The 23722-nt window shown below is 61.2% G+C and carries 21 protein-coding genes and 2 pseudogenes; 7 read left to right on the top strand and 16 right to left on the bottom strand.

Translation table 11 applies throughout. The features are described 5' to 3' along the window. Nucleotides 1-33 precede the first annotated feature (33 nt). Together AB3X89_RS21395 and AB3X89_RS21390 are read left to right on the top strand one after the other, a co-directional pair. Entirely contained in the window at nucleotides 34-381 is a 348-nt protein-coding gene (locus tag AB3X89_RS21395) for a hypothetical protein (RefSeq protein ID WP_368585039.1), read from the top strand. Beyond that, nucleotides 378-3470 carry an efflux RND transporter permease subunit gene (locus AB3X89_RS21390; RefSeq protein WP_368585038.1) on the top strand — a complete coding sequence of 1031 codons (3093 nt, stop codon included), beginning with the start codon at nucleotides 378-380 and terminating at the stop codon, nucleotides 3468-3470. Before AB3X89_RS21395 ends, AB3X89_RS21390 begins: the two co-directional genes overlap by 4 nt. A 182-nt stretch (nucleotides 3471-3652) precedes the next feature. Here AB3X89_RS21390 and AB3X89_RS21385 read toward each other — a convergent pair whose 3' ends face one another. The 10 genes and pseudogenes from AB3X89_RS21385 to AB3X89_RS21340 all read right to left on the bottom strand — a co-directional run bounded on the left by AB3X89_RS21385 (nucleotide 3653) and on the right by AB3X89_RS21340 (nucleotide 14117). Continuing rightward, entirely contained in the window at nucleotides 3653-5356 is a 1704-nt protein-coding gene (locus AB3X89_RS21385; RefSeq protein WP_368585037.1) for a SulP family inorganic anion transporter, read from the bottom strand. A 199-nt stretch (nucleotides 5357-5555) separates the two neighbouring features. Further along, entirely contained in the window at nucleotides 5556-6350 is a 795-nt protein-coding gene (locus AB3X89_RS21380; protein WP_368585036.1) for an NAD-binding protein, read from the bottom strand. Between the two features lie 150 nt (nucleotides 6351-6500). Continuing rightward, nucleotides 6501-7322: a polyphosphate kinase 2 gene (gene ppk2, locus AB3X89_RS21375; protein WP_368585035.1), complete on the bottom strand. Its 822-nt coding sequence runs from the start codon at nucleotides 7320-7322 to the stop codon at nucleotides 6501-6503. Between the two features lie 767 nt (nucleotides 7323-8089). Further along, nucleotides 8090-8896, bottom strand: a pseudogene (locus AB3X89_RS21370) (MFS transporter); the annotation flags it as partial. 261 nt (nucleotides 8897-9157) lie between these two features. Beyond that, nucleotides 9158-9358, bottom strand: a complete 201-nt coding sequence (locus AB3X89_RS21365; protein WP_368585034.1) for a DUF1289 domain-containing protein — start codon at nucleotides 9356-9358, stop codon at nucleotides 9158-9160. Nucleotides 9359-9361: 3 nt separating this feature from the next. Then, complete coding sequence (dmeF, locus tag AB3X89_RS21360) at nucleotides 9362-10648, bottom strand: CDF family Co(II)/Ni(II) efflux transporter DmeF (RefSeq protein WP_368585033.1); 1287 nt, start codon at nucleotides 10646-10648, stop codon at nucleotides 9362-9364. A 7-nt stretch (nucleotides 10649-10655) separates the two neighbouring features. Beyond that, nucleotides 10656-10928 (bottom strand): metal/formaldehyde-sensitive transcriptional repressor, encoded by a 273-nt coding sequence (locus AB3X89_RS21355; RefSeq protein ID WP_368585032.1) that lies wholly within the window; start codon nucleotides 10926-10928, stop codon nucleotides 10656-10658. A 185-nt stretch (nucleotides 10929-11113) separates the two neighbouring features. After that, nucleotides 11114-11989: an amidohydrolase gene (locus AB3X89_RS21350; RefSeq protein ID WP_368585031.1), complete on the bottom strand. Its 876-nt coding sequence runs from the start codon at nucleotides 11987-11989 to the stop codon at nucleotides 11114-11116. A 51-nt stretch (nucleotides 11990-12040) separates the two neighbouring features. Beyond that, nucleotides 12041-13333: an MFS transporter gene (locus AB3X89_RS21345; RefSeq protein WP_368585030.1), complete on the bottom strand. Its 1293-nt coding sequence runs from the start codon at nucleotides 13331-13333 to the stop codon at nucleotides 12041-12043. A gap of 61 nt (nucleotides 13334-13394) precedes the next feature. Further along, nucleotides 13395-14117: a GntR family transcriptional regulator gene (locus AB3X89_RS21340; protein ID WP_368585029.1), complete on the bottom strand. Its 723-nt coding sequence runs from the start codon at nucleotides 14115-14117 to the stop codon at nucleotides 13395-13397. A gap of 167 nt (nucleotides 14118-14284) precedes the next feature. Between AB3X89_RS21340 and AB3X89_RS21335 the strand changes: the two genes are divergently transcribed. Continuing rightward, on the top strand, nucleotides 14285-15589 hold the full coding sequence (locus AB3X89_RS21335) for an MFS transporter (RefSeq protein WP_368585028.1): 1305 nt from the start codon (nucleotides 14285-14287) through the stop codon (nucleotides 15587-15589). 315 nt (nucleotides 15590-15904) lie between these two features. Here AB3X89_RS21335 and AB3X89_RS21330 read toward each other — a convergent pair whose 3' ends face one another. Beyond that, the gene (locus AB3X89_RS21330) at nucleotides 15905-16315 is read right to left on the bottom strand and encodes a DUF4148 domain-containing protein (protein ID WP_368585027.1); all 411 of its coding nucleotides are present in this window, start codon (nucleotides 16313-16315) and stop codon (nucleotides 15905-15907) included. A gap of 21 nt (nucleotides 16316-16336) precedes the next feature. Further along, entirely contained in the window at nucleotides 16337-16543 is a 207-nt protein-coding gene (locus AB3X89_RS21325; protein WP_368585026.1) for a hypothetical protein, read from the bottom strand. Between the two features lie 1526 nt (nucleotides 16544-18069). On the opposite strand from AB3X89_RS21325, the pseudogene araH reads away from it, so the two are divergent. Together araH and AB3X89_RS21315 are read left to right on the top strand one after the other, a co-directional pair. Then, nucleotides 18070-18187, top strand: a pseudogene (gene araH / locus AB3X89_RS21320) (L-arabinose ABC transporter permease AraH); the annotation flags it as partial. Nucleotides 18188-18206: 19 nt separating this feature from the next. Further along, on the top strand, nucleotides 18207-19001 hold the full coding sequence (locus tag AB3X89_RS21315) for an SDR family NAD(P)-dependent oxidoreductase (RefSeq protein WP_368585025.1): 795 nt from the start codon (nucleotides 18207-18209) through the stop codon (nucleotides 18999-19001). Between the two features lie 310 nt (nucleotides 19002-19311). Here the strand turns inward: AB3X89_RS21315 and AB3X89_RS21310 are convergent, their stop codons facing one another. The 3 genes from AB3X89_RS21310 to AB3X89_RS21300 all read right to left on the bottom strand — a co-directional run bounded on the left by AB3X89_RS21310 (nucleotide 19312) and on the right by AB3X89_RS21300 (nucleotide 22232). After that, nucleotides 19312-21714 (bottom strand): filamentous hemagglutinin N-terminal domain-containing protein, encoded by a 2403-nt coding sequence (locus AB3X89_RS21310; protein WP_368585024.1) that lies wholly within the window; start codon nucleotides 21712-21714, stop codon nucleotides 19312-19314. Nucleotides 21715-21781: 67 nt separating this feature from the next. Next, nucleotides 21782-22075, bottom strand: a complete 294-nt coding sequence (locus tag AB3X89_RS21305; RefSeq protein WP_368585023.1) for a hypothetical protein — start codon at nucleotides 22073-22075, stop codon at nucleotides 21782-21784. A gap of 1 nt (nucleotide 22076) precedes the next feature. Continuing rightward, the gene (locus tag AB3X89_RS21300; RefSeq protein WP_368585022.1) at nucleotides 22077-22232 is read right to left on the bottom strand and encodes a helix-turn-helix domain-containing protein; all 156 of its coding nucleotides are present in this window, start codon (nucleotides 22230-22232) and stop codon (nucleotides 22077-22079) included. Between AB3X89_RS21300 and AB3X89_RS21295 the strand changes: the two genes are divergently transcribed. Further along, nucleotides 22215-22460, top strand: a complete 246-nt coding sequence (locus AB3X89_RS21295) for a hypothetical protein (RefSeq protein ID WP_368585021.1) — start codon at nucleotides 22215-22217, stop codon at nucleotides 22458-22460. The two genes, AB3X89_RS21300 and AB3X89_RS21295, sit on opposite strands and share 18 nt — an antisense overlap. Before the next feature lie 94 nt (nucleotides 22461-22554). Here AB3X89_RS21295 and AB3X89_RS21290 read toward each other — a convergent pair whose 3' ends face one another. Continuing rightward, complete coding sequence (locus tag AB3X89_RS21290; RefSeq protein WP_368585020.1) at nucleotides 22555-22866, bottom strand: zinc ribbon domain-containing protein; 312 nt, start codon at nucleotides 22864-22866, stop codon at nucleotides 22555-22557. Between the two features lie 158 nt (nucleotides 22867-23024). On the opposite strand from AB3X89_RS21290, the gene AB3X89_RS21285 reads away from it, so the two are divergent. Continuing rightward, nucleotides 23025-23474, top strand: a complete 450-nt coding sequence (locus tag AB3X89_RS21285; protein WP_368585019.1) for a hypothetical protein — start codon at nucleotides 23025-23027, stop codon at nucleotides 23472-23474. Nucleotides 23475-23722: the final 248 nt, after the last annotated feature.

The following is a 23722-nucleotide window of genomic DNA, read 5'->3' as shown; positions in this document are numbered from 1 at the left end:
GCCGCCACCCAGACCCGCACCTACCGCGCCCGATTGAAGCCCGCCACACCCCGGCTCCTGCCGCTCGGCGCGACCGCTACGCTGCTTGTCGAACGACCGGCAGGCGAAGTGCCCGCAGCGGTGATCCCCGCCTCGGCCCTAACACAGAACAAGGGCGAGCCCGCCGTCTGGGCGGTTCGCCGCGATGGTTCCGAGGCGGTGGGCACGGTCGATCTGATCCGCGTCTCTGTGCGCGGCTATCGCAATGACGAGGTGCTCGTTTCCGGACCGCCGGCTGGCGAGCTCGTCGTCACGGCGGGCGTTCAGAAGATGGCGCCGGGCATGAAGGTCGCGCTTGTCGGCGCGCCGCGCGGCCCACAAACGGAGCAAGCTCTCCAATGAAGCCGTTCAATCTCACCGAATGGGCATTGAACCACCGCGCCATCGCGCTGTTCGTGATTCTCGTGATCGGCGTTGGCGGATCGCTCAGCTTCGCAAAGCTCGGCCAGCTCGAGGACCCGAACTTCTCGGTACCGTCAATGACTGCGCTCGTGATTTGGCCCGGCGCCACCGCGCAACAGGTCCAGGACGAGGTGCTCAACCGCATGGAAAAGAAGTTCGAGCAGCTCGACCACTTCGAGAAGGTCGTGACGTATGCGCGGCAAGGCTACGGCGCGATGACGATTACAGTGAAGGGCGGCACTTCCCATGCAGATCAGCGCGAGGCCTGGTACCAGGCGCGCAAGAAGTTCACCGACATCAAGCTGGAACTTCCTGACGGCATCGTCGGCCCGATCTTCAACGACGAATACGGCGACGTAACCGGGCTGCTTTATGCGGTCAAAGGCGATGGCATTAGCCAGTGGGAGCTTTCCGACATGTCGGAAAACATCAAGCGGCAGTTGCTCAAGGTGCCGATGGTGAAAAAGATCGACATCTACGGCAAGCAGGCCAAGAAGATTTACGTCGAATTTTCGAATGAGCGGCTGGCCGCGCTCGGGATTACGCCGCTGCAGATCGCCGAGAGCATGAAGAGCCAGAACAGCGTACTGGCCAGCGGACAGATCGACACGCACGGGGATCGCGTGCTCGTGCGCGTGAGCGGCCAGTTCAACAACCTCGACGATATCCGCAACCTTCCGATCGCCGCCGGCGGCCGGTTGCTCAAGCTCGGTGACTTCACCTCGATCACACGTGGATACGAAGATCCTCCGATTTATACGGTACGGCATAACGGGCAGCAGGTGCTGATGCTCGGCATCACGATGACCGACGACGGCAACATTGTCGACCTGGGCAAGGCGATCGAGCAGGCCGTTGCGAAAGTGCAGCTCGAACTGCCGTACGGGGTCGATCTCGAGCGGGTCGCCGATCAGCCGACCGTCGTCAGCGAATCGATCTGGGAGTTCGAGCGCTCGCTGCTCGAAGCGCTGACCATCGTGCTCGCGGTCTGCCTCATCAGTCTCGGCTGGCGCACGGGCATCGTGGTCGGGATCTCGGTGCCGATCGTGCTCGGTGTCGTCGCCCTCGTGATGCGTGCGATGGGCTGGAACCTCGAGCGCGTCTCGCTTGGATCTTTGATCATCGCTCTCGGTCTGCTCGTTGATGACGGCATCATTGCGGTAGAGATGATGGTCGTGAAAATGGAGGAAGGGTGGGACCGCGTGCAGGCGGCCGCTTACTCGTACACGGCGACTGCGATGCCGCGGCTGACTGGTGCGCTGATCACGGCCGCCGCCTTCATGCCGATCGGTTTCTCCCAGTCGACCACCGGTGAGTACGCGGGCGGCATTTTCTGGATCGTTGGCACTGCGGTGCTGTTTTCATGGGTCGTCTCGGGGCTCGTCACGCCCTATCTGGCCGTCAACCTTCTGCCAAAGGACATTGGTCAGAAGCACCATGGTGGCGACCCGTATGACACGCCTTTCTATCGCAATCTGCGCAAGTGGATCGACCTGGCTCTCGTGCGGCGCTGGTGGGTCATCGGCGCGACGGTGGCCGCGCTCGCCGCGGCTGTCGCCGCAAGCAGGTTCGTGCCGCAGCAGTTCTTCCCGAACAGCTCGCGGCCCGAGCTGATCGTCGAGCTTCGACTAAGGGAAGGGGCATCGTTCGCCGCGACCACCGAGCAGGTGAAGCAAATGGAGGCGATGCTAAAAAAAGACCAGGACGTGCGCTTCTTCACGGCCTACACGGGGGCGGGACAGCCACGCTTCTATCTCGCCCTCAATCCCGAACTGCCGAACCCGGGCTACGCTGTCTTCGTCGTGATGACGAAAGACACGCAGGCTCGCGAGCGCGTGCGCTCGCGCCTGATGGAAAGCGTCAACGAAGCGTTTCCCCAAGCGTGGGTGCGAGTCACCCGCCTTGAACTCGGTCCACCGGTAGGTTTCCCGATCCAGTTTCGCGTCGTTGGCTCTGATACGCAGAAGGTCCGCGAAATCGCCCGCGAAGTTGAAAGAGTGGTCGCGTCGAGTCCGAAAGTGCGCGACGTCCAGCTGGACTGGAACGATCCGGTTCGCACGCTAAAGGTCGACCTCGACCAGGACAAGGCGCGCGCGCTTGGGCTGGCTCCGGCCGATGTCGCCTTCGTGACGCAAGCATTCACGAACGGCGCGACGCTGTCGCACTTGCGCGAGCAGGAGAATCTGATTGAAATAGTCGCCCGTGCGGTGCCTTCCGAGCGGCTCGATCTCGGCGCGCTGAAGGACGTGAATCTTTACACGCGCGAAGGAACTGTGGTGCCGCTGTCGCAGGTCGCGCGCGTGCGCTACGAAGTCGAAGAGCCGGTGCTGTGGCGCCGCAACCGGGACATGGCGATCACGGTGCGGGCAGACGTCAAGGATGGCGAGCAGGGCGTGTCGGTGACCCAGGAGATCCGACCGCTCCTGAAGGACATCGAGGCGAAGCTGCCCTTCGGTTACCGGATCGACGTCGGTGGCGCGGTCGAAGAAAGCGACAAGGCCAATCGGGCGCTGATGGCGGTATTTCCCGTGATGCTGGTCACCATTCTGACGATCCTGATGCTGCAGCTCCAGAGCTTCTCGCGCATGACGATGGTTTTCCTCACCGCCCCGCTGGGGCTCATCGGCGTCGTCGCGGCGCTGCTGATTTTCCAGGCGCCGCTCGGGTTTGTCGCCATTCTCGGCGTGACCGCCCTTTGCGGGATGATCATGCGAAATTCGGTGATTCTTGTCGATCAGGTGCAGGCGGAGATCGCGCAAGGACGGGACACCTGGACGGCGGTCGTCGATGCCGCGGTGCATCGCACGCGTCCGGTCACGCTGACCGCGGCGGCGACGGTGCTCGCCATGATTCCGCTGACTCGAAGCATTTTCTGGGCCCCCATGGCCATCGCCATCATGGGCGGCCTTACGGTTGCGACTTTGCTGACGATTTTCTTCATGCCAGCGCTGTACGCGGCGTGGTTCAACGTCCGACGCACGACTGAATCGCAAGCTCAACATTTGTCGCCGTCGACCCTTCCTGACTGAACGATGGGTCCGACGAACCGGAAGAAGGCTGCGCAAGCGAACCGGACGGCATTCGCGGAGCTTCGACTTCTTTGCGAGGCTCGCGCATTTGCCGCGGACGAGCGACTACGCTCGGCTGCGCATCATGGCCGTGCTGATCGGCAGCGGATCGGTGGTGCCAGATGCGCCGCTGTCCGGGCCCCCTAGTTTTTGAGTGACCGCCGCGCCTGCCATGCAGCGATCACGCGGTCGAGGTTGAAGAACATCCGGCCGCGCCCGAGCGTATCGCCGAGCGGCGAACGCTGCACCATCGCCAGTACGCCCGGATTTAGCCCGACGAGCCAGAGCTCGATATCTTGCTCGCGCAATTCCTTTTCCGCTTCCGTCAGCATTTTCAGCGCCGTGTACTCAAGATCAGACACGGCGCGCAAATGGAGCGCGACGATCTGCGGATGATACTGCTCGATCAGCATGCGAATCTTCTGCCTGATGCGTTCGGCGTTCGCAAAGAATATCGGACCCTCCGGCCTCAACAACAGGAGGTCGGGAAAAACCTCGTCGTCAGGATGCTCAGCGGACACGGGTCGGAACACGTTGGTGCCCAGCTTGCGACTCAAAACCCGTACGGGCGGATCGGACGTATGGTAAGCAAGTGCCAGAAGCGACACGACGATGGCGATCAGTATGCCTGGCAGCGTCCCAAACAGCACAACGCCGAAAACTGCGACCACGGCCCAGAGAAACTCCGTCCGTCGCACAGCGATGATCGCGCGAAACTCCGACGGCTTGATCAGGCCGATCGAATAGACGACGACAACCGCCGCCAACGTCGCTTGCGGCATGAGGCCAATGAAAGGTGCGAGCAGCAGCATCGTACCTAGCGTCACCGCAGCCGTGGTCAGCTCGGCAAGGTGGCTGCGGGCGCCGACGAGCCGGTTGACGGCGGTCTGCGTCGTTCCTCCGCCCGCCGGCATCGAGCCCAGCAGCGCGCCGCCCGCATTAGCCAACCCGATGGCCAGCAACTCGCGGCTTGCATTTGGCACGGGTTCTCCCCGCTCCACGAACGCTCGCGCCGATGCGATGGTTTCGGTGAAGCTCATCAGCGCAATGCCCGCGGCAGCCGGTGCGAGCGATGCGACAAGCGACAGGTCAGGAATGGTAACGGGAGGCAAGCCCGTCGGTACGTGGCCGACGATGTCAACCCCGTGAAGTTGCAGGTTGAGCAGGCTTACGCTGCCGATTCCTCCTGCCACTGCAAATAGCGGAGCGGGCGCTCGTGGAAAGAGATGCTCGATAGTCACCAGAACGCCGGCTGTCGCCACTCCGACAGCGATTGTCGCACCGCAGGCGTGGGGAACACCCGTGACGATCCCGAGCACGTTGTGAAGAAATGCCCCTTTCGCGAAGTGAATGCCGAGCAGCTTCGGCAACTGATCCAGCACAATGACAACCGCGAGTCCCGCCTTGAACCCGGTCAACACCGGATCCGAAATGAAGTTGGCAACAAACCCCAGGCGCAGAAGCCCCGCGAACACAAGAATCGCACCGACCATCAATGTCAACGTTGCAGATGCTCGGAGCAGTTCTGCTGCGCCCGCGCCCGGGACCACCCGGCCAAGGGCGGCGGCCGAGAGGATCGCGATCGTTGCGGTGGTGCTCACGCTGAGCGGGCGCGACGTGCCGAGCAGCGCGTAGATCACCATCGGAACGAAGGCGGTGTACAGCCCGACCTGCACTGGCAGCCCCGCGACGGTCGCGTAGGCCATGGCCTTCGGAAGGACGACCGCCGCAGCTGACACACCGGCGGCGATATCGGGCTTGATCCACGCCTTCTGATAGTCGCGGAGCCATTCGAGCACCGGAACGCGAAAATTGCCGGTGAAACGTGGAGATGAATCGTGTCTCATTGTCGCGCGGATCCCACTGTTGTCCTCAATCGAAGACCTTTGAACAGCCGCTTCGGTGATAGCACTCCAAGTGCGCAAACCCGGCTGTGGGACAAGGCCGCGCCATTGTCGAAGCCGTGAGGCCAGCCAGTGCGGCCAATACATCACCACCCCTGTTCAATGCGCCATCGACTCCGGGTTGTGTGGCAATGACCGGGCTTCACGTGCGCTGCGCCTGGTGGGCATCGATATGCACGACCATCGCGCGCGCGACGATGTCGTTCTGGTCGATCACCGTCGAGGCGCCTGCCTTTTGCAGCAACATCCTGCGCAGCTCATTCTCGCCTGATACCACGATCCGAAGACCCGGATTGATCGTGTGTGCGACCAACGTAATCTCTAGATTGCTGTTGGGATCGGAACCGGTCAGGAACAGCGCATTGGCGGTGTCCAGCCTGGCGCGTTCGAGAATGTCGTCGAACGAGTTGTGATCGCCAAGCATGACCATGTAACCGAGTCGCGATGCTTTTTCGGCCTGTTTCGCGTCGGAATCGAGAACGAGCACGGTCGATCCCGCGTCTCGGAGACGGGCAGCGACCATCTGACCGACGGGGCCGAATGGGCAAACCGCGACATGATTGCCCAGCGTTTCCAGCTTGCGTTCCATGATCCTGTTCTCCCAAAAGATCATCACGTCGTCGCCCGACAGCATCCCCGTTAGTTGACGCAACGCGTAGCCGGCAACGACCATCGTGACGATAATGGCGACCAGCATGAATACCTTCTGGTCCGCATTGAAGTCCGAGAAGTCGCCAAGTGTCGTGATCAGGTTGATCGCATCCCAGAACGCCGTGAAAGTTTTCGTGCTGACGGGCGCATCCGTGTGGTCTAGTAGCGCGATCCCGAGCGTCGATCCCAACAGCACCAGAAACAACAGCCCGACCGCGAAATGCGCGCGGCGCCGCCATTCCTTGATACGCAGACCACCGAGCCGTGGTTCCTCGATCCGGTACATTCCGATCGTCCCTCAGTTTCGTCCGTTGAAGCGACTGGCGATGACCCGGCGAAGCACGCTCGCACCGCAGGCAATCTTGTCGACACTCTAGCCAGTCGCACCTAAGGCAGACGTCCAACGATCCGATTGGCTGCAAATTGCCATGCGACTTCAGAACTTTTCCGGCACATACCTGAACTGGTGATCCGATTCACGATAGCCTTCGGCTTTCTGACGCTGGGGCAACGAAACCTTCTTACGCGGCAAAGCCTCATACGGAATCTTGCTGAGCAAGTGGCTGATGACGTTGAGTCGCGTGCGCTTTTTGTTGTCAGCCTTCGCTACATACCATGGTGAGTACTCCGTGTCCGTCATCGTGAACATCGCGTCGCGCGCGCGCGAATAGTCATACCAGCGGCGATAAGATTCGAGATCCATCGGCGAGAGCTTCCAGATCTTGCGCTCATCGTGGATCCGGGCTTCCAGCCTGCGCGTCTGTTCTTCGGGGCCGACTTCCAGCCAGTACTTGATCAGGATCAGCCCGGAATCGATAAACGCACGCTCCACCAGCGGTGTGGCCATCATGAACATTTGTACCTCCGCTTCGGTGCAAAAGCCCATGACCCGTTCGACACCTGCGCGGCTATACCAACTGCGATCGAACACGACGATTTCGCCAGCAGCCGGCAGGTGGCGAAGATAGCGTTGAAAGTACATCTGCGTCTTTTCGCGATCGGTCGGGGCTGGCAGCGCGACGACCCGGAAAACGCGCGGATTCACACGCTCGGTAAGCGCCTTGATCACGCCACCCTTACCGGCGCCATCCCGCCCTTCGAATACGATACAAATCTTCGCGCCGGTCCGCACGACCCATTCCTGTAGCTTGACCAGTTCAATGTGAAGCAACGCCAGTTCCTTCTCGTACGCCTTCTTGCCTGGCTTGTTGCCTGTCTTCGCGCCATTCGGCTTAACCTCATTGCGAGACTCGGACATTGCTTTATCTCCTCGACAGCAGATTGATGCGATGCAGCATTCAGGAAGGCGGACTTTGGCCCCGAAACCGACGCCTCCTTCGACTGACGCAAAGACGTGCAGTCGGAAAGTGAGGTCGGCGACGAGGGTCTACCGGACTTCAGTTCTCGGCTCGGCCCACGGACATCCGAAACCAGTTCGACGGCAATAACGAAAGATGACGCGGGTTTTACCTTGGCGCCAGGTTGGTCGCGGGCGCCATCCCCCTGCGGGTCGAGGCATATCCGCCGGTTCGGCTCAGGTGGTGCCCTCGATGTACCTCGCAGCGACCATGCTAAAGACTGCGCCCTCCCTACCTCGACGATCTTGACGCAGATCAACGTCGGATTTTTCAGCCAACAGTCTTTGTGCGAGAGACGATCGCTCGTCGAGTTGTACGAAGTGTCGGCCGTTCATTGCGCCCACATCCGGTCACAGCCGACCACGGTCAGCTTGCTCTGCGGACCGCCTGTAAGCGCGGTCCCGCGAAACTTGCAGTTAACTATCAAGATGTTGGGAGCGAAGCCGCGCCGGAGAACACCTACGACGCCGCAATTTGCGGTGCGCGCGAGCGGCTCCAGGACTCCGGGCCATTGAGAATTATGCAGACTGTTCTGCCTCAAAACCGCTCAATGCCGCACCTTGCCCGAATTGACGAGAGGGGTGCCCTTCGGCGCTGAGACCATCGGAGCCGGAACACGATGAAGGCGCTCCGTTGCTCGCGGTGATTCAATGCAATGAGGCGCGGTTCAGGTCGCTACTCCGCGAGCTGAAATGGGCCGCAGACTGTGCCGGGGCAATGCAAAGCTCGCCAGCAGAGCGACCGCACATGTTCCTACGACGTAGTAGGCTGGTGCTGTCAATGATCCTGTCGCGCGAACCAGCATGGTGGCGAGCAGCGGTGCAAAGCCGCTGAATACGACCACCGAAATGTTGTACGCAAGGGCGATCCCGCTGAATCGTACCTGGACGGGGAACTGATCGGCGAGGACAGAGGGCCACGTACCGCTTGCCAGTGAAAAGACCACCGCGGCGAGAACGAATAAAACGACCGGATCGACAGTGTGATTCACAAGCGCCCAATAGAACGGGTAGCTCAGCACAATCAGCAGCGCCGCTGACGTTCGCAGCAGGTATCGGCGCGCAATCTTGTCTCCCAGCCAGCCTGCAGCGAGCAGACCGAACGAGCTGACGACCAGATAGGCATTCTGGGCGATCGCCGCCTTCTGGGGCGCATAGTGCAATTGTTGAACCAGAAAGGCCGGCATGTGACCGTAGAGGATGCCGTTGACGCCGGCCATCACAGCGATCGTGAGCGCTCCCGCGGCGACAGCTTTTCCATGATGTCGCAGCGTCTCGCGAAATGGTTGCCTGGCGACGGCGCCATGCATCTCCTTGAACTCGGGGGACTCGTCCAGATTGCGGCGCATCCAGTAGGACAAGAGCCCACAGAATCCGCCGAACAGGAACCCGATCCGCCAGCCATAGGCCGCCGCGTCCGCGCTTGAGAGGTAGCTCTGGATGCCGAGGTTGACGAAAGTGGCGAGCAGGAGCCCACGTGTTCGCTCGATCGGCAATAGCTTACATTTTGCTGGCCGCCTAAGGAGATCCGGTGGATGGAAGTTTGTATGTTCTTGCGGTATTTCTTATCGAGCTAAAGACGAGTCGAAACGTGCCTCAATGTGCCTAAAGGCGTTCGCTTATGGACCACGATACAGGCGGCGATTTTGTTCCTTTATACGAACTCCCCGCTCGAACGGCCGGAATTTGGTGTACTTCGGACATCCCAGGCAGTGCCGGGCAACAGGTCTATTCCTTCAGCTTTTCACCTTAGCGACCTGCACCTCGCGTGCGACCTTCTCCTGTCGCCGGGTCTTCTCATTGAGTATCTGATGACGCCGGTGGTCCGTCATCTTCTTCCAGCCCCGGGTTTCATCGAGCGTCCGAAAGCAGCCGATGCAAAGACCGGTCTTGCCATCGAACGCACAGACATCGATGCATGGCGATTTGACTGCCATCGCTCAGACTACGACGCCGGTCGGGTTCACTTCGATGGTCACATGCGACAGTCCCTTGAAACGCTTGAGTGCTGTGCGGTAGAAGCCCGGGTTGCGCCGCACTTCATCGGTGGCCACCGAAACGATCGCGCTCATATGCCCCGGACCGACGCGCCAGACGTGGAGGTCAAGCACGGTGTCGCCGTTGTCTTCGATGACATGACGGACGTTGTCGGTCATCCGCTTGTCCACATTCATGTCGAGCAGGATACCGCCCGTGTCGCGCATCAGGCCCCACGACCAGTTCGCAATCACCAGTGCGCCGATTACACCTGCAAGCGGGTCCATCCAGACCCAGCCGAACGCACGCGCGAGCAGCAGGCCGATGATCGCCAGCACGGAAACCGCTGCGTCGGCAATGACGTGAATGTAGGCCGAGCGGATGTTGTGGTCACGGTTCGCGGCTGACTGAGCTTCATGATCGTGCTCGTGTTCCTCGAACTCGACATGATGTTCACCATCGGGCAGCTGGACAACGGCCCTGAATGCATGCGGCTCGGGAATGTCCTCCTTGGACTCCAGATAGCCACCGCGGTCGGCAAACGCGAAGGTCTGGTGCGTGCCGTCGGGGCGGATCGTCGTTACCGAAACAGTATTGGCGTTCAGTTTTGAGGAAGCCGCTTCGGGCGTAATGTGGAAGACGGGCGGAACACCGTCTTCGAAGACCGATAGGGCGAATACGCCAGCGCTACCGAAGATGCGATGCACCTCTTCCTCGTGACTGTGTTCGTTCTCGTGACCGTGGCCATGACGGTGCCCGTGGCTATGCCCATGGCTGTGGCCGTGGTGATCGCCGCTCAGCAGCCAGACGCTCGCAAGATTGACCAGCAGTCCGAGCACGGCGATGGGGATCGCCTGACCAAAGTGGATCGGCACGGGCGAGAGAAAGCGCGAAGCAGCTTCGTACGCGATCAGCAGCGCGATCATCGCGAGTACAATCGCACTGGTAAAACCCGCGAGATCTCCCAGTTTGCCGGTGCCAAATACGAAGCGGTTATCGCCAGCATGCTTGCGGGCGTAGGTATAAGCCAAAGCGGCGATGAGCATCGCGCCAGCGTGTGTCGACATGTGCAGACCGTCGGCGACGAGCGCCAGCGAGCCAAACAGACTCCCACCGACTATTTCAGCCACCATCATCGCGCTGCACAGCGCAATCACCATCCACGTCCTGCGCTCGTTTTCCTGGTGGGCAGCGCCCAGGAAGATGTGGTCATGTCCCGCCCCGAAGGCGGCGTCTTCGAACTTGCTCATGCTTCTCTCACTTGAAGTAGCTGTGGACTACTTCGATCAATTGCTCGGTCCCGCTGCCATGTTCGTCAGCCGGTTCTGCATCGACCAGATGGGTGCGAATGTGGTCCTCAAGCACGACGGCGAGCAGCCCGTTCATCGCGCCACGGCCACTGGTAATGAGCTGGAGCACATCCATGCATCCGCGCTCTTCTTCAAGTGCCCGCTCAATGGCCTCGACCTGGCCCTTGATGCGGCGCACCCGGTTGAGCAGCTTCTGCTTTTCACGAATCGTATGGCTCACGGCAAGCCCCAAAATAGTGTAGGGGGCTATCTTACCTCATATAGGGCCGGGGGGTATAGGTTGCTCTCGAGCGAGGTATGAAGTGAGCGTTGTCTGCGCAGTGCTTTGCGCCAAAAATGTTTCAACCTGTCGGGTGAGACGTCAACCCGTTTAGCCAGTCCTGCCCTTGCAATGCGCCATGTGAATCACGCAATGTCGAACATGTAAAGTCTTGCAGGCGTGTCTGCCAGAACAACCCTGCGCTCTTCTTCAACAGGGAGCAGCGCGCGTAGAAGTTCGAGCGCGTGAGTAAAATCCTCGTCTGCTTCAAACTGCGTATGCGGCCAGTCGCTGCCCCACATAAGGCGATGCACGCCAAAAGCCGCTTTCAGAAAATGAAATGCCTCCTGCGCATCAGTGTCATCCGGGCGAAACTGCCGTCGATTCCGGTATGCGGCCGATATCTTCACCCACACACGCTGCGTGTCAGCCAGTTCAAGAAGACGGCGAAAGCCTACGTCTCTTACACCGATATCCGGATCGGGCCTGCCGAAGTGATCGACGACGACATTCATGCCGGCGTCGAGAAGCGGCTCGACGATGCCCTGCAGCCGCGCAGCTTCCACATGCACTTCGACATGCCATTTGAGATCGCGGACATGGGCGAGCGTTTGCGCGCTCACCCATCTGTCGAGCGGCTGATCGGGATGTCCGATCAGATTCAGCCGAATCCCTGCAATGCCCCCATTCGCCATCTCCGTCAGTGTGTCGATCCGACAATCACGCTCGATCACCGCGACACCGCGTAGCCGGTGCGGCGCGCGGCGCAACGCATCGAGCATATAGCTGCAATCCGTGCCGAGAAAGCTGGGCTGCACAAGCACGCCGTGCGATACGCCGTGCGTGTCCAGTTGGGCAAGGTATGCGTCGAGCGTGGCGTCGTAGTCGGGCACGTAGCGACGCTTTTCGGCAAGCGGCAGGCCGCGCTCGAATACGTGAGCATGAGTATCGACAGATGCAATGTGGGCTGGACGATACACAGCCTGCCGGTGGCTCGCCTCTATCCCCGACTTCTCGATCATGGACGTTCCTTCATCACCATTCTTGCTGGATTGCGGCGAGTGTCTCGCGCGTCAATGCCTTTGCGCGTGAGAAAGCGCGCCTGTGTGTTCGGGCTCGAGCGTGGCTTCGTCCAGCATGCGGCCGCGTGTCTCGGGCAACATCAGCACGGACAGGACGACCAGTGCGTATGCGAGTCCCGCATCGATGCCGATCGCCGTTCCAAGCGACATGGTCGCGGACATGTGCCCGACGAGCACCGGAAATCCCGCCGACACGACGCGGCCGAAGTTGTAGCAAAACCCGACGCCAGTGCCACGCATCCCGCGCGGATACAGCTCGTTGAACAGCGCGCCCATGCTTGCCGGAATGCCCGCTGCAAAAAAGCCTAGCGGAAAACCGAAGAACAGCATCGCGGTATTGCCGAGCGGTAGGAACAGATAGGCGATCACCGTTATCACGCAGCAGATCGCAAACGTGAGTATGGTCTTGCGGCGTCCGATGCGATCCAGCAGCTGCGCACTCACGAGGCACCCGCAAAAGAACGCGACGATCACGACGGCGAGGTAGCCGCCCGTACTCAAGACCGACAGATGGCGCTCGCTTTTCAGAAACGTCGGCAGCCAGGTCATCAGCGCGTAGTAGCCGCCATGCGCACCAACGCCGAGCAGTGCGCCGATGAGCGTCATGCGCAGCACTTGCGGAGAAAAGATGCCGACGACAAGGCCAGGCGTCGGCTGCTGACGCGCGCGCGCATCGCGCGTTGCGCGGGCCGGCGCGGCAGGCTCCTGCACGCCGCGTCGGACGTACAGAATCAGAAGCGCCGGAACGATGCCAACCCCGAACATCACGCGCCACGCGGTATCCGCAGGCAGCAGCGAGAACATCAGTGCATACAGCAGCACCGCTGCACCCCAGCCGACCGCCCATGCGCTCTGCACGCTGCCCATCGCCTTGCCGCGATGCTCACTGCGGATGGTCTCGGCCATCAGCACGGCGCCCGCCGCCCATTCTCCGCCGAAGCCGAACCCCTGCAGTGTCTTCAGTACGAGGAACTGTGGATAGTTCTGCGCGAACGCGCACAGGAACGTGAACACGGAAAAACACGCGACGGTCCATTGCAGCGTCTTTACGCGCCCCAGCCGGTCCGACATCATGCCCGCGATCCAGCCACCCAGCGCCGACGCCACCAGCGTGACGCCGCTGACGAGCCCCGCTTGCGTGCGGCTGATCGACCACTCGGCGATGATCGCCGGAATCACGAGGCTGAACATCTGCACATCGAGCGAATCAAGCGCCCATCCGCCGAAGCACGCCCAGAACGTCCGACGCTCATTGCCTGAAATCTGGCTGAACCACTTGAACATTGCTGTCTCCCAGGTCGTCGTTCCTGGGTGGGAACAACTTGTTTGTGACGGCGCGCGATCGCTAGCGGATCTCGGCCTGATAGATGAATTCGCTGGCAGGCCCGCGTGAGCGGCGCCATTCGAGCGGCTGTCTGTCGTAGCCGCATGCAAGACGCTCGATGACGACGGCGGGCGTGCCCGGCTCGATGCGTAACAGCCGTGCATGCAACGGGCCAATGGCTTCGACTGTCAGAGTTTCCGTGGCAGACGCCACGACCTGATTGCATTGCGCCTCGTACACGGGGTACAGCAGGTCACCGACTTCATTCAGGTCCATCTGCGCAAACGCCGCAAACCGGACATAGGGCAGCCAGATTTCTTCAGCGAGCATCGGCACGCCGTCGATCAGCCGCAGGCGAGTCATCTGGATCACACGCGCGCTACTCGAAATCTGCAAGATCGCGGCGACAGCCGACGGCGCATCGACGACCTCGCGTCGCAAGATGCGGCTCTCCGGAATGCGTCGTTCGCCTTGCCGTGTCTGGAAACGGAAGAAACGAAACAGGGAGCTGTCGAAGCTCGCGCGGCGCACGAACGTCCCTCTGCCCTGAAAGCGTTCCAGCAGGCCTTCCGCGACGAGCAGATCGACAGCCTTACGGACCGTCCCGACCGCCACGTCGTAGCTTTTGGCGAGCGCCTGCTCGGTAGGGATCGCTTCACCCGGCCGCCAATGGCGAGCCGCGATCAGAGCGACCATTTCGTCGCGCAAACGCTGGTAACGGGGCAACCGGTCATCGGCAGGCATCGTAGTCTCCGTTCAATTCATCTATATGATTTCATGAACAAGGCTAACCGCAGATCAGTGATAACCCTAAATGTGCCATGAAATCTAGCCAAAGCGGGTTTCTACTCATTGTCGAGAAAACGGATTCGCCTAAACATATATATGAATTCTTTGAACGGAGATTGATTGTGAGCCAAACCATGATTGCCGAGCAGGCTGTCGTGAAAAAGGTCGCCTGGCGGCTCATGCCGCTGTTGATCGTGATGTTCCTGATCGCCTTTATCGACCGGCAGAACGTCGGCTTTGCCAAGCTGCAGATGGTGCATGCACTGGGAATGTCGGAGGCGTCATATGGTCTGGGCGCGTCGCTCTTCTTTATCGGCTACCTGCTGTTCGAGGTGCCGAGCACGCTTGCGCTGCATCGTTTCGGCGCTCGCCTTTGGCTCGCACGCATCATGGCAACCTGGGGCGCCATTACCGTGGCGATGGCATTCACACATTCAACGGGACTCTTCTATGTGTTCCGGTTCGCACTGGGTGTCGCCGAAGCGGGCTTCTATCCGGGCGTCATCTTCTATTTGACGCTCTGGTTTCCGCAGAGTCATCGCACACGCATGCTCGGCTTCTTCACGCTCGGCAGCGCGCTCGCCAACATGCTCGGCTCACTCGCGGGCGGCTTGCTGTTGTCGCTGGACGGCAACCTGGGTCTCGCCGGCTGGCAGTGGGTGTTCGTGGCAACCGGGATACCTGCTGTCCTCGTCGCACTCGTTGCGTTGCGCTTTCTGCCTGAGTCCGTCGAACGCGCCCCGTTCCTGTCGAACGAAGAAAAAGCCCTGATGATCGCGGCGCTGCGGCGCGAGGCGCCGGCGCAAGCGACCGCCGGGCATCCGTGGCGGGCGCTCGTCGACAAACGCGTGCTGATGTTCGCGTGCGGCTACATGCTGATGTCCACCTCGCTCTACGGCGTGACGTACTGGTTGCCCACGCTGCTGAAAAGCGGCGGCGTCTCCCATTCGTCGCTCAATGGTCTGCTCAACATGATTCCGTGGATGCTCTCCGCGCTGCTTCTTCTGTGGCTGCCCGCGAAGCTGAAACGCGAGGGTGTGGTGCTCCGCTCGATGGCGTTGGTTGCGGGCGTCGGCGTGATCGGCTTCGCGCTAAGTCTCGTGCTGCCGGGCCTGCCGCTGCAATTTGCCGCGCTCGTGCTGGGCGGCGCATGCATTCCCCTGCTTTATCCATGCTTCTGGTCGCTGCCCCCGCGATACTTCACGGGCGCCCGCGCTGCAGCCAGCATCGCGGCGATCAATTCGATTGGCAATCTCGGAGGCTTCTTCGCGCAGAACCTGATGCCTTACATAGGAAAGGTCGCGGGCAACGCAAGCGCTCCGATGCTCGTGCCCGTCGTCTGCCTGGCGTTGCTTGGCCTGGGCATGTCCATCGCGTCGGCGCGAACCAAAGCGGGCGAGCGCGTGCGGATAGCGGCGCGGCAGTAACCACCTTGCGACGCTCGTGCTGGATGGTGGCATGGCGTGCGTCGCTCATAGCGTCGACGGTGGGGTCAGCAACACGAGAAAAAATCCGCATGAATGCCGACATGTTGTCGGGATGATCCCAACCGCGACGGTCTGGTGCCGAGTGCGAAGCCGACGCTTGAATGGCGATCTGCGCGTCGGAGGCTGTCCACTTTTTGCGGACCGTTCAGGGTCGAATCGAGCTGGTCGCTGTCGGACTCCGTGAAGCCATGACGCGCCGACGATCCAGGCACGTTACCCGGATCGTCGGCGCGGTGTCGGGCGGCCCGTCAGCGGTCAATTACCGAAGAAAAGGTTGCAATAACTTGCGGGACCAACGCACGAAGATGGCGAGGGCTTCGACACCTGCGGGACGCTACCGGAAGCTGAGGTGCCAACGGTCGTTCCGCCAACGTCATTGCTGCCCTCCTGCTGGCTTGCCTGTGCAGCGGCGTTGGTCGTCGCGACGCCAATGTCACTGTTGGCCGGCTGCTGGCTGTCCTGTGCAGCGATCTTCGCTTCGGCGGCCTGAATGTCCGCGGGATACTGGGCATCGAGCGCGTTGGCCGGGTTATAGCCATTCTGCTCAAGCTGCAGAATCTCCGCCTTGACCTGCGCGCGCGTGACCGGCTGCTCCGATTGTGCGAAAGACATGCCCGGCGCAGCGATCGCGGCCGCAAGTGCAACTGCCTGGATAAGCGACTTCATGATGCACCTCCTCATAGTTGTCTATCGGGCACCGCGGCGATACGGGTGCACATAGACGATGTCCAGAAAATCAAGAACGTCCGTTGTCACGAAAGGCCCCGGCTCGGCGTTAATGACGAACATCGGCTCTGGCGGCCAGGCGTGTGCCGGACCGATGTAATTCGCCAGACCGACGCCCAGCATCACCGCGACGAATGTGACCGCACCGACCGGTTTGAACTTGCGCATACGACCTCCTCACGAAAGCACGATCACCGCTCTCTGCCGCAGGGTGCTTCGGAAAGACCGGATCGGCGTGCCAGCCTTCTTCGAGTGCTGCCTCGGGCGCATCAACCTCCTCGATACATGGGATCGATGGAGTCGCCGCCGGGAACGCGTTTGCCGGACTGCGACGGGGTTGGCACGCCGCCATTGACGCCGCCATTCTTTTTGTGAACCACGCTGGCGTGGTGCAACGGCATCGATTGGCCGCTTTGCGCGTCTGTCGCTCCGCTGCCGGAGCGGCAAGGTACGTACGCCCCTGCGAAAGCAGGCGCGGTCAGCGATGCTGAGCATGCGACCAAAAGGTAAGCGACAGTTTTCGCAACTGCGTGGTTAGGCGACTTCATGATGACCCCCTCATAGTGGTCTAGCCGGCACTGCGGCAATCCGGGTGCCCCTACGCGATAGACGACAGACGATGCCAAAAAATTTAACAACGTGTGCCACGGGGACAAGCCCCGGCGCGGCGTTATGGACAAAAACCGGACAGGTCGGGGCCAGTATGATTTCCGAGCCTCGCTGCCGCTGTATCACTTTGGTAATAGGCGGCAATGGAGAGACTGGCGCGGTGGTGCGCGAGTGTCTCGCAACAGCTCTCATGAAAACCAGTCGGACGCCGCTGCCGCCCTACACGAGCCTTAGCAACTCGGCCCGTCAGCTGCTTTGCGGTACCAAATACGCTGTCGGGCGGTCCGGAAGTTCCACCATCGGCCGTGATGTCGGCGATGCATCCATAGTCACTCGGCGCACGCCCCAAGGCGCTCGCTGAAGGACCCGCGATTGCCGGTGTGAAAGGCTATCCCGCGAGCACCGTTCTGCCGTCGCGATTATCGTCGTGCTCCAGGCCCGGGAGAGCGGATCGTGTTTCGCAATATGTGGTCACGTATGCGATGCCCACGGCTGGGTTGATCCGGAAGTCATTCAACTGTCGGCCACCGGTGATGATGCACGCGCAAACCTGACGGTACGGCGGGCAGTTGCACCCGGGAAGCAGTCATTGAACTTGCGCCTGTCTGAAAGGCAGCTGTAGGCCGGGCTGCCATAAGAAACCTTGCATGGCGCACCGCCGGTTTCGTCGTCGCACAGCAGGTTCGCATGTGATTCGTCCGTCGAGTCGTACTTCCCCCAAACCGCGATCTTCCCGTTGCCTGATTTGGGCGTAAAATCCAAGCCGCCGCCTGGTGCCGACCCGGTGCCTGGAATCAGAAGTTCTACTGGCTAATGGAGCGCGACGAATACGCCGAAAAGCAGTCGCGTCAGCCCAACGCATTGTTGCAAGGCAGGCGATGGGTATGCCAACGTGAAGCTCAAGAACCCTGGATGTGCGACCTCGACGACCAAGTCCAGCGTCACCAGGCCATTGCGGCCACGTCCCGGAACTGGTCAAGCGTGGCCCACTTCCCGTTCGGCAGCGCCTCCGAAGTGTCGCCCAGATCATCGGCAGCAGAAAAGAACGCCGCCGTGCCATCGAGCGCGACGTCGCACGGCGGTGCATCGAAGACCACGTGATTGATCTGCTTAACATCGAGGCGTTCTGTCAGTACCTCGTGCACGGCGTGATCCTGCTCGCGGTGCTGCTCGATCGATTAAAAAAATCGCGGTGTACGCGATTCATCAATACGGAAAGTGAATGGCAACTTCTATCGAAAAATCTTCTGGACAAGCACGTTACGCGAGCTATCCCAGCCTGGTCGACCGGGTTGTGCTCATCACGGGCGGCGCGAGTGGCATTGGCGCTTCGTTCGTTGAGCACTTCGTTGCGCAAGGCGCACGTGTGGGCTTTCTCGACATCGACATGAACGCGGGAACAGCTCTTGCCAAATCGCTCGGTGACGCGCGCCATAAACCGCTCTTCGTCGCTTGCGACGTCACCGACATTCCCGCGTTGCACGCGGCCATCGACGAGGTGCGGGCCGCATTCGGACCGATCGAGGTGCTCGTGAACAACGCGGCGAACGATCGCCGCCACGCGCTCGCCGACGTTACGCCCGAGTCGTTCGATGCAGGCGTTGCAGTCAATGTGCGGCATCAGTTGTTCGCAGCGCAGGCCGTGGTCGAGGATATGAAGGCCGCACGCGCGGGGTCGATCATTAATCTCGGCTCGCATTGCTGGATGCTCAAGAGCAGCCAGTTCCCGGTTTACGCAATGAGCAAGGCGGCCGTACAGGGCCTGACGCGCGGGCTCGCCAAGGACCTCGGCGCGTATGGGATCCGCGTGAACACGCTCGTGCCGGGCTGGGTGTTGACCGAGAAACAACGCAACCTGTGGCTCACCGACGAAGGCCGCGAAGAGATACGGCGCGGCCAGTGTATCGACGAGGAAATGGAGCCCGGCGATCTCGCGCGCATGGCGCTCTTCCTCGCGGCCGACGACAGCCGCATGATCACGGCGGAGGATGTCATGGTGACGGGTGGCTGGTCTTAAGGCCGATTCTCGCCTGACGGTTTCGCCCATTCTCATCTGACTTCGATCCCGTGAACGGTGGTCGGCGACATTCACAAACAGGTGCCGGATCAACGTCGGCTTTTGGAAAATTGAATCGGTCTTCCCGACCCAATTCAGCCAGTGGTCCGGGTGCGACCTGGGCGGCTCGTTTCCAAGCACAGCGGACATTCGTGAGGCGAAAACGTTGGCGTGTTCGAGCTTTTTTGGACGCGTGCCTTGGCAACTTCGTGGGCGAGATCGTCCCGCGTCGAAAGCTCGTTAACAGCCCTACTGACTGACTGCGCGTGTGTCATTGCGCCAGTTGCCAGCGCAGCACCGGATGCGTCGCGCCGGCAGGCATCGCCCACACGCCGGGCGCACTGAAGTCATACCCCACGAACGAGGCGGCCGTGCTCATCTGAGCCGTGGTCAACCCGTTTGCTGCGGGGATCTGTTCGCCGTACTTGACGCCGATCGTAGCAGCCGTGGTGTCGACGTCCCAATACACATCGTTCGAGATCGTGCCTGTATTAGTCCGCGCGATGCCGATGGGTTCGTAGAGCGGCTGCGTCACGAGGCCGGTTGCGAATGACTGGGTGATCGTTCCTTCGTTCGTGACGACGAGTCCGGCGCCGCCGCACGGCGTACCGGATGCGCCTCGGCAATAGCCCTGAAGCGTTGTCGAGCCGGTTGCATAAGACTGGTTGATCGTGCCGCTGTTATCACCGACAAGGCCGCCGCCGCCCTGATTGATATAGCTCAGCGATACGATGGGCCCCGTAGCAAACGACTGATTGATCAGGCCCGTATTCGCGCCCACCAGACCGCCGAGCACATTACCCGCGGTCACAGCGGCGCTGCTCGAAGAACGCAGGATCGATCCCGTGTTGATGCCCACGAGCCCACCCGCTGTCGAATAGTCGGGCGAAGAAGCCGCCTCGGGTCCGCTGCTGATCACCGTGCCGGACGTGTTCACTCCGACTACGCTGCCGTTGTTCATGCCAGCCAGGATGCCAATGGGCCCGACGAATCCGATAGCAACGCTCTCCGTGCCAGAAATATTTACGTTGCGCACGACACCCTGGGCGCCGATTTCTCCGAACATGCCGCCCAACGGCGCAAGCGTAAGCGAGCTGATCGAATCGCCTTGTCCGTCAAATTGACCAGTGAAAGGCGTATTGGCGTTGCCAATTGAGAAGAAGGGGCTGTTGCTCGTCGCGCTCGCATCGATGTTCCTGCCGAGCGCGTAGTTACCGGTTAGATCGTTGGCGACGTTCGCCAGATCGGTCAGCGAGTTCACCAGCCTGTACGCGGTGAGCTGTGTAACAAGGCCGCTGAATGCGACGGGCGTCCATGCCGGGTTGCCCAGTTGGGTACCGGCAACGTAGGTGCCGTTCATGTCGTAGAAAGCGCTCAGCGCACCGGTGCTCTTCGACCAGTCGAGCGTGCCGTTGTTGACGACGCCGCCGCCGTTGTTGATGCCGGTTGCGTCGGCGCGCAAGCTCAGATTGCCCGCGCCATTGTTCGCGATCGTCGCGTTGCTCCCGACCGACACGTTGCGGTAAGCGTCGAGCGTCAGCGAAGCGGGGCCGCGCCAGTTCAGGTTCGATGCGATGTCGATGTCGCCCGTCGCGTTCATCGCGCCTGTCGTGGTCACACCGACAGAGGTGCCCGCATTCAGGCTGCGGCGCAGTGCGCGTGCAGCGGATTTGTCGATCGTGAACGCGGGCGTCGAGAGATTCCATTCGCCCGCCTGGACGGAGGCCCTGGCGCCGAACGCCAGTTGCGCCGCGTCAGTGTCGACCGTGCCGCCGCTGGCGTCCGCGTTGGTGGCCGCGATCACGCCCGACTGCTCCACACGGCCGCTGTCAGCGACGAGCCAAACATGGCCGTCGCGATTCGCTGTGCCCGTCGCGCGGACCCGCGTGCCAGCGCCGGCGAGCGCATATACATTGCCGTCGGCGGCCTGCAGGCTGATCTGCGCGGCGACGACGCGCCCTCTGTTGACGACCGTCCCCTGGCTGCCCGTCTGCACGAACACCTGTTTGCTGCTGGTCGAGTCCTGCAACAGCACCTGTTCGCCGGCGGCCAGTTCGACCGTGCCGTTCGGCGCTTTGATCGTGCCCATATTGATGACCGCGCCTCGCGCGATCAGGAAGACATCGGCGCCGCTGGAACTGATTTTGCCGAGGTTGATCACGCGCGCATTTGAATCGCCTGACAGCGTGAGTGGGTCGCCTTTCATGAAAGCACAGTTGCAGACATTGAGCGTCGACGCGACGAACCGTCCACCCGTTGTGACGACGCCCGACGGGCCAACGACGATGCCCTGCGGATTGACCAGATACACGCTGCCCGTTGCGCTGAGTCTACCGAGGATCGTCGACGGCGAGCCGCCCGTGACCCGGTTCAAGGTCGCGCCCGAGCCATTGTCGAAGCTCACGCGGTTCTGGGCTCCGACAGAGAAGCTGCCCCAGTCGATCACGCCGCGCGTCGAACCCGGCTGCGTGACCAGCAGCGCGTTACCCTGACTTGAGATGGCGCCGGCCCCGGCGACGTACTGGCCGCCTTGCGGAAGAACACCCGCGGCAAGCGCAGCATGGGTAAACGGCGGTCCGGTGAGCGTGATACCGACAGCTAGCCAGATGCGCCTGCTCAACGGCCAACGATGCGGTGCGGGTCGCACGGGCCGAGGTAAGTTGGGACGTGACATACATTTCCCCTCTCCGCATGGGGGCGGAATGGGCCACCAACGACCCGCGGGGCCGACCGGAGACGCGCTAATCGCTGTGTCTGAAGAATAGCTGCTGGCGTCGCGGATGGATGCCGATATCTCTACGTTTTGCGCCTTTTCCGCCTTCTTTGCGATCGTGGCCGTTGTGGTTCGGCGGCTCTCCCGTTGCGTGCACAAGCGTGACGGGCCTTCGTCTGTTCAAGCCCGGCGCGAAAATGGCAGACCCACGCGCGCAGGATGCCTGTTCGACCAGTTTCATCACGTCGGCGACCGAGCGCTTCTCCGAAACAACGACTGGCAGGACCTCGTCCTGATTCTCTTTCGAGAGTGCCGCCAGCAATTTAGCGTCGAGCGATGTTGATTTTCCGCTCGCTCAGCGCGTCGAGCACCGCCTTCGAACAGTTCAGCAGCGCAACGCAGCTGTCCAGTGTCGAGCGTGACCATCCGAGGAGCTTGGCAGTCACGTCGCGGTCGCCGCCGTGCAGTTCGAGCAGCAACTCGGCTGTATCGACGGCTTCTTCGGCAGGAGACAGTTTGTCGCGCTGGATGTTTTCGGTGAGCGCAATACGGCGCGCTTCGACGTCGTCGACGTCCTTTACGACAATGGACGCCGCGAATGGAAGCGTTGCATCTCAATCGCCAAGAACGGGCTCGGGAAAAGATTGAGCGGGCGTATCAGCTCTTCAGCGATGACAGTGAAGCGCCCAGGCGCTTTCCGTCGATGAAGAAAGGGAACGGCGCGAACGGCTGCTGTTTGACATACTTCTCGCGCCCTGGAGGATGAGGATTCTTACGGGTGCGCGAGCACCTTCGGTGAGTTCATGCTTCGGCAGGTGGCCCGACTGCGGGATCCCTCCACAGGTAATTACGGCGTGTCACGCCGCCACAAACATTGAGCGCACCGAGGTGATTGGCGTTCGCTGCGAGGCCGCACTCAACGCAGGCAAACAACGCTTGAGTCTTGCGACTCTCGGCCGACTGGTGGCCGCCACACGGACACGTCAGACTTGTATTCCTTAGGTAAACGGCGACGAAGAAGCCGCCGCGCCACGTCTTCTTGTATTCCAACCGACGACGAAACTCGCCCCGGCCTTGGTCAGGCAGGGACCTGCTGCCATGTACCGTCGCCATGGTCATTCATTTCGGCATAATTTCGGCGTTTATTCGGCGTACCTTCGTGCGACCCGATTCCCCCGCCCCTATGCTGATTTAACGAATAGCAGCCACTGAAACGGCTCCGCTAACGGAGCCGGCGCCCCCTTCAGCTCGGCAGCGCGGAGGTGCTCAACATGAAAATGCCTCAGATCAAACCCGGAGCGTTTGCCTTCGTGGTGTTCATCGCGCTTGAAGCGGCATGCCGCGTAGGCGTGGCTGCGTCGTCTACGGAGCGTGTCGCCGCAGCTGCGGATGAATCGGTGACGGCGAACCTGGACTTCCGTGGCGCCCGACCAATGGACGTCGACGGACGGCTACTTACGCTCACGCTACGAAGCCCGTCGGGCGGTACGTCGCGGCTCACGTACGTTAGCGAGGACGGTTGGTCGCTTGAAGATCAAGCCGCGCCATTGAAGCAGGGCGAAGCGCGAATCGCTTCCGCATCGACGCAGGGAAAACAGGAGGTGTCAGGATCCGAACGGCCCTTAACCGTTTTCATCGATGGTCCAACGGGCTTCACGTACGTCTGGCTGGCCGATCAGGGATGGAAGTTCGTCGGCCGATTGTCCGATCGGAACCGATGATCGCCGGTGCAGCCTTCAACGCACCGCGAGACTCGTGGGGCGATGATGAATCTTTCAAGCTCGGTATGTCCTACAACGACTGGACCACCCGCAGATGTTTGCAGCGTCGATAATGCCCCGCGAACTCAACCCGATCTGGCTGACGGGGAAAAATGCCTGATACAACGCGTGACCCCAGACAGACGCACCTCCAGCTTAACCCACCTCCGATGTGTGCAAATTGCACGAAGGCTAGCGCAATCTTTCGC

The organism is Paraburkholderia sp. BR14320, from assembly GCF_040948665.1.
Taxonomy (GTDB): domain Bacteria; phylum Pseudomonadota; class Gammaproteobacteria; order Burkholderiales; family Burkholderiaceae; genus Paraburkholderia; species Paraburkholderia youngii.
This window is presented reverse-complemented; position numbering and strand designations above follow the sequence as displayed.

What these genes read in the sequence shown, in the direction of transcription:
- AB3X89_RS21390 (WP_368585038.1), top strand. Translation starts at nt 378, where the DNA reads ATGAAGCCGTTCAATCTCACCGAATGGGCATTGAACCACCGCGCCATC.
- AB3X89_RS21385 (WP_368585037.1), bottom strand. Translation starts at nt 5,356, where the DNA reads ATGAGACACGATTCATCTCCACGTTTCACCGGCAATTTTCGCGTTCCG.
- AB3X89_RS21380 (WP_368585036.1), bottom strand. Translation starts at nt 6,350, where the DNA reads ATGTACCGGATCGAGGAACCACGGCTCGGTGGTCTGCGTATCAAGGAA.
- ppk2 (WP_368585035.1), bottom strand. Translation starts at nt 7,322, where the DNA reads ATGTCCGAGTCTCGCAATGAGGTTAAGCCGAATGGCGCGAAGACAGGC.
- AB3X89_RS21365 (WP_368585034.1), bottom strand. Translation starts at nt 9,358, where the DNA reads ATGGCAGTCAAATCGCCATGCATCGATGTCTGTGCGTTCGATGGCAAG.
- dmeF (WP_368585033.1), bottom strand. Translation starts at nt 10,648, where the DNA reads ATGAGCAAGTTCGAAGACGCCGCCTTCGGGGCGGGACATGACCACATC.
- AB3X89_RS21350 (WP_368585031.1), bottom strand. Translation starts at nt 11,989, where the DNA reads ATGATCGAGAAGTCGGGGATAGAGGCGAGCCACCGGCAGGCTGTGTAT.
- AB3X89_RS21345 (WP_368585030.1), bottom strand. Translation starts at nt 13,333, where the DNA reads ATGTTCAAGTGGTTCAGCCAGATTTCAGGCAATGAGCGTCGGACGTTC.
- AB3X89_RS21340 (WP_368585029.1), bottom strand. Translation starts at nt 14,117, where the DNA reads ATGCCTGCCGATGACCGGTTGCCCCGTTACCAGCGTTTGCGCGACGAA.
- AB3X89_RS21330 (WP_368585027.1), bottom strand. Translation starts at nt 16,315, where the DNA reads ATGAAGTCGCTTATCCAGGCAGTTGCACTTGCGGCCGCGATCGCTGCG.
- AB3X89_RS21325 (WP_368585026.1), bottom strand. Translation starts at nt 16,543, where the DNA reads ATGCGCAAGTTCAAACCGGTCGGTGCGGTCACATTCGTCGCGGTGATG.
- AB3X89_RS21315 (WP_368585025.1), top strand. Translation starts at nt 18,207, where the DNA reads ATGGCAACTTCTATCGAAAAATCTTCTGGACAAGCACGTTACGCGAGC.
- AB3X89_RS21310 (WP_368585024.1), bottom strand. Translation starts at nt 21,714, where the DNA reads ATGTCACGTCCCAACTTACCTCGGCCCGTGCGACCCGCACCGCATCGT.
- AB3X89_RS21290 (WP_368585020.1), bottom strand. Translation starts at nt 22,866, where the DNA reads ATGGCGACGGTACATGGCAGCAGGTCCCTGCCTGACCAAGGCCGGGGC.
- AB3X89_RS21285 (WP_368585019.1), top strand. Translation starts at nt 23,025, where the DNA reads ATGAAAATGCCTCAGATCAAACCCGGAGCGTTTGCCTTCGTGGTGTTC.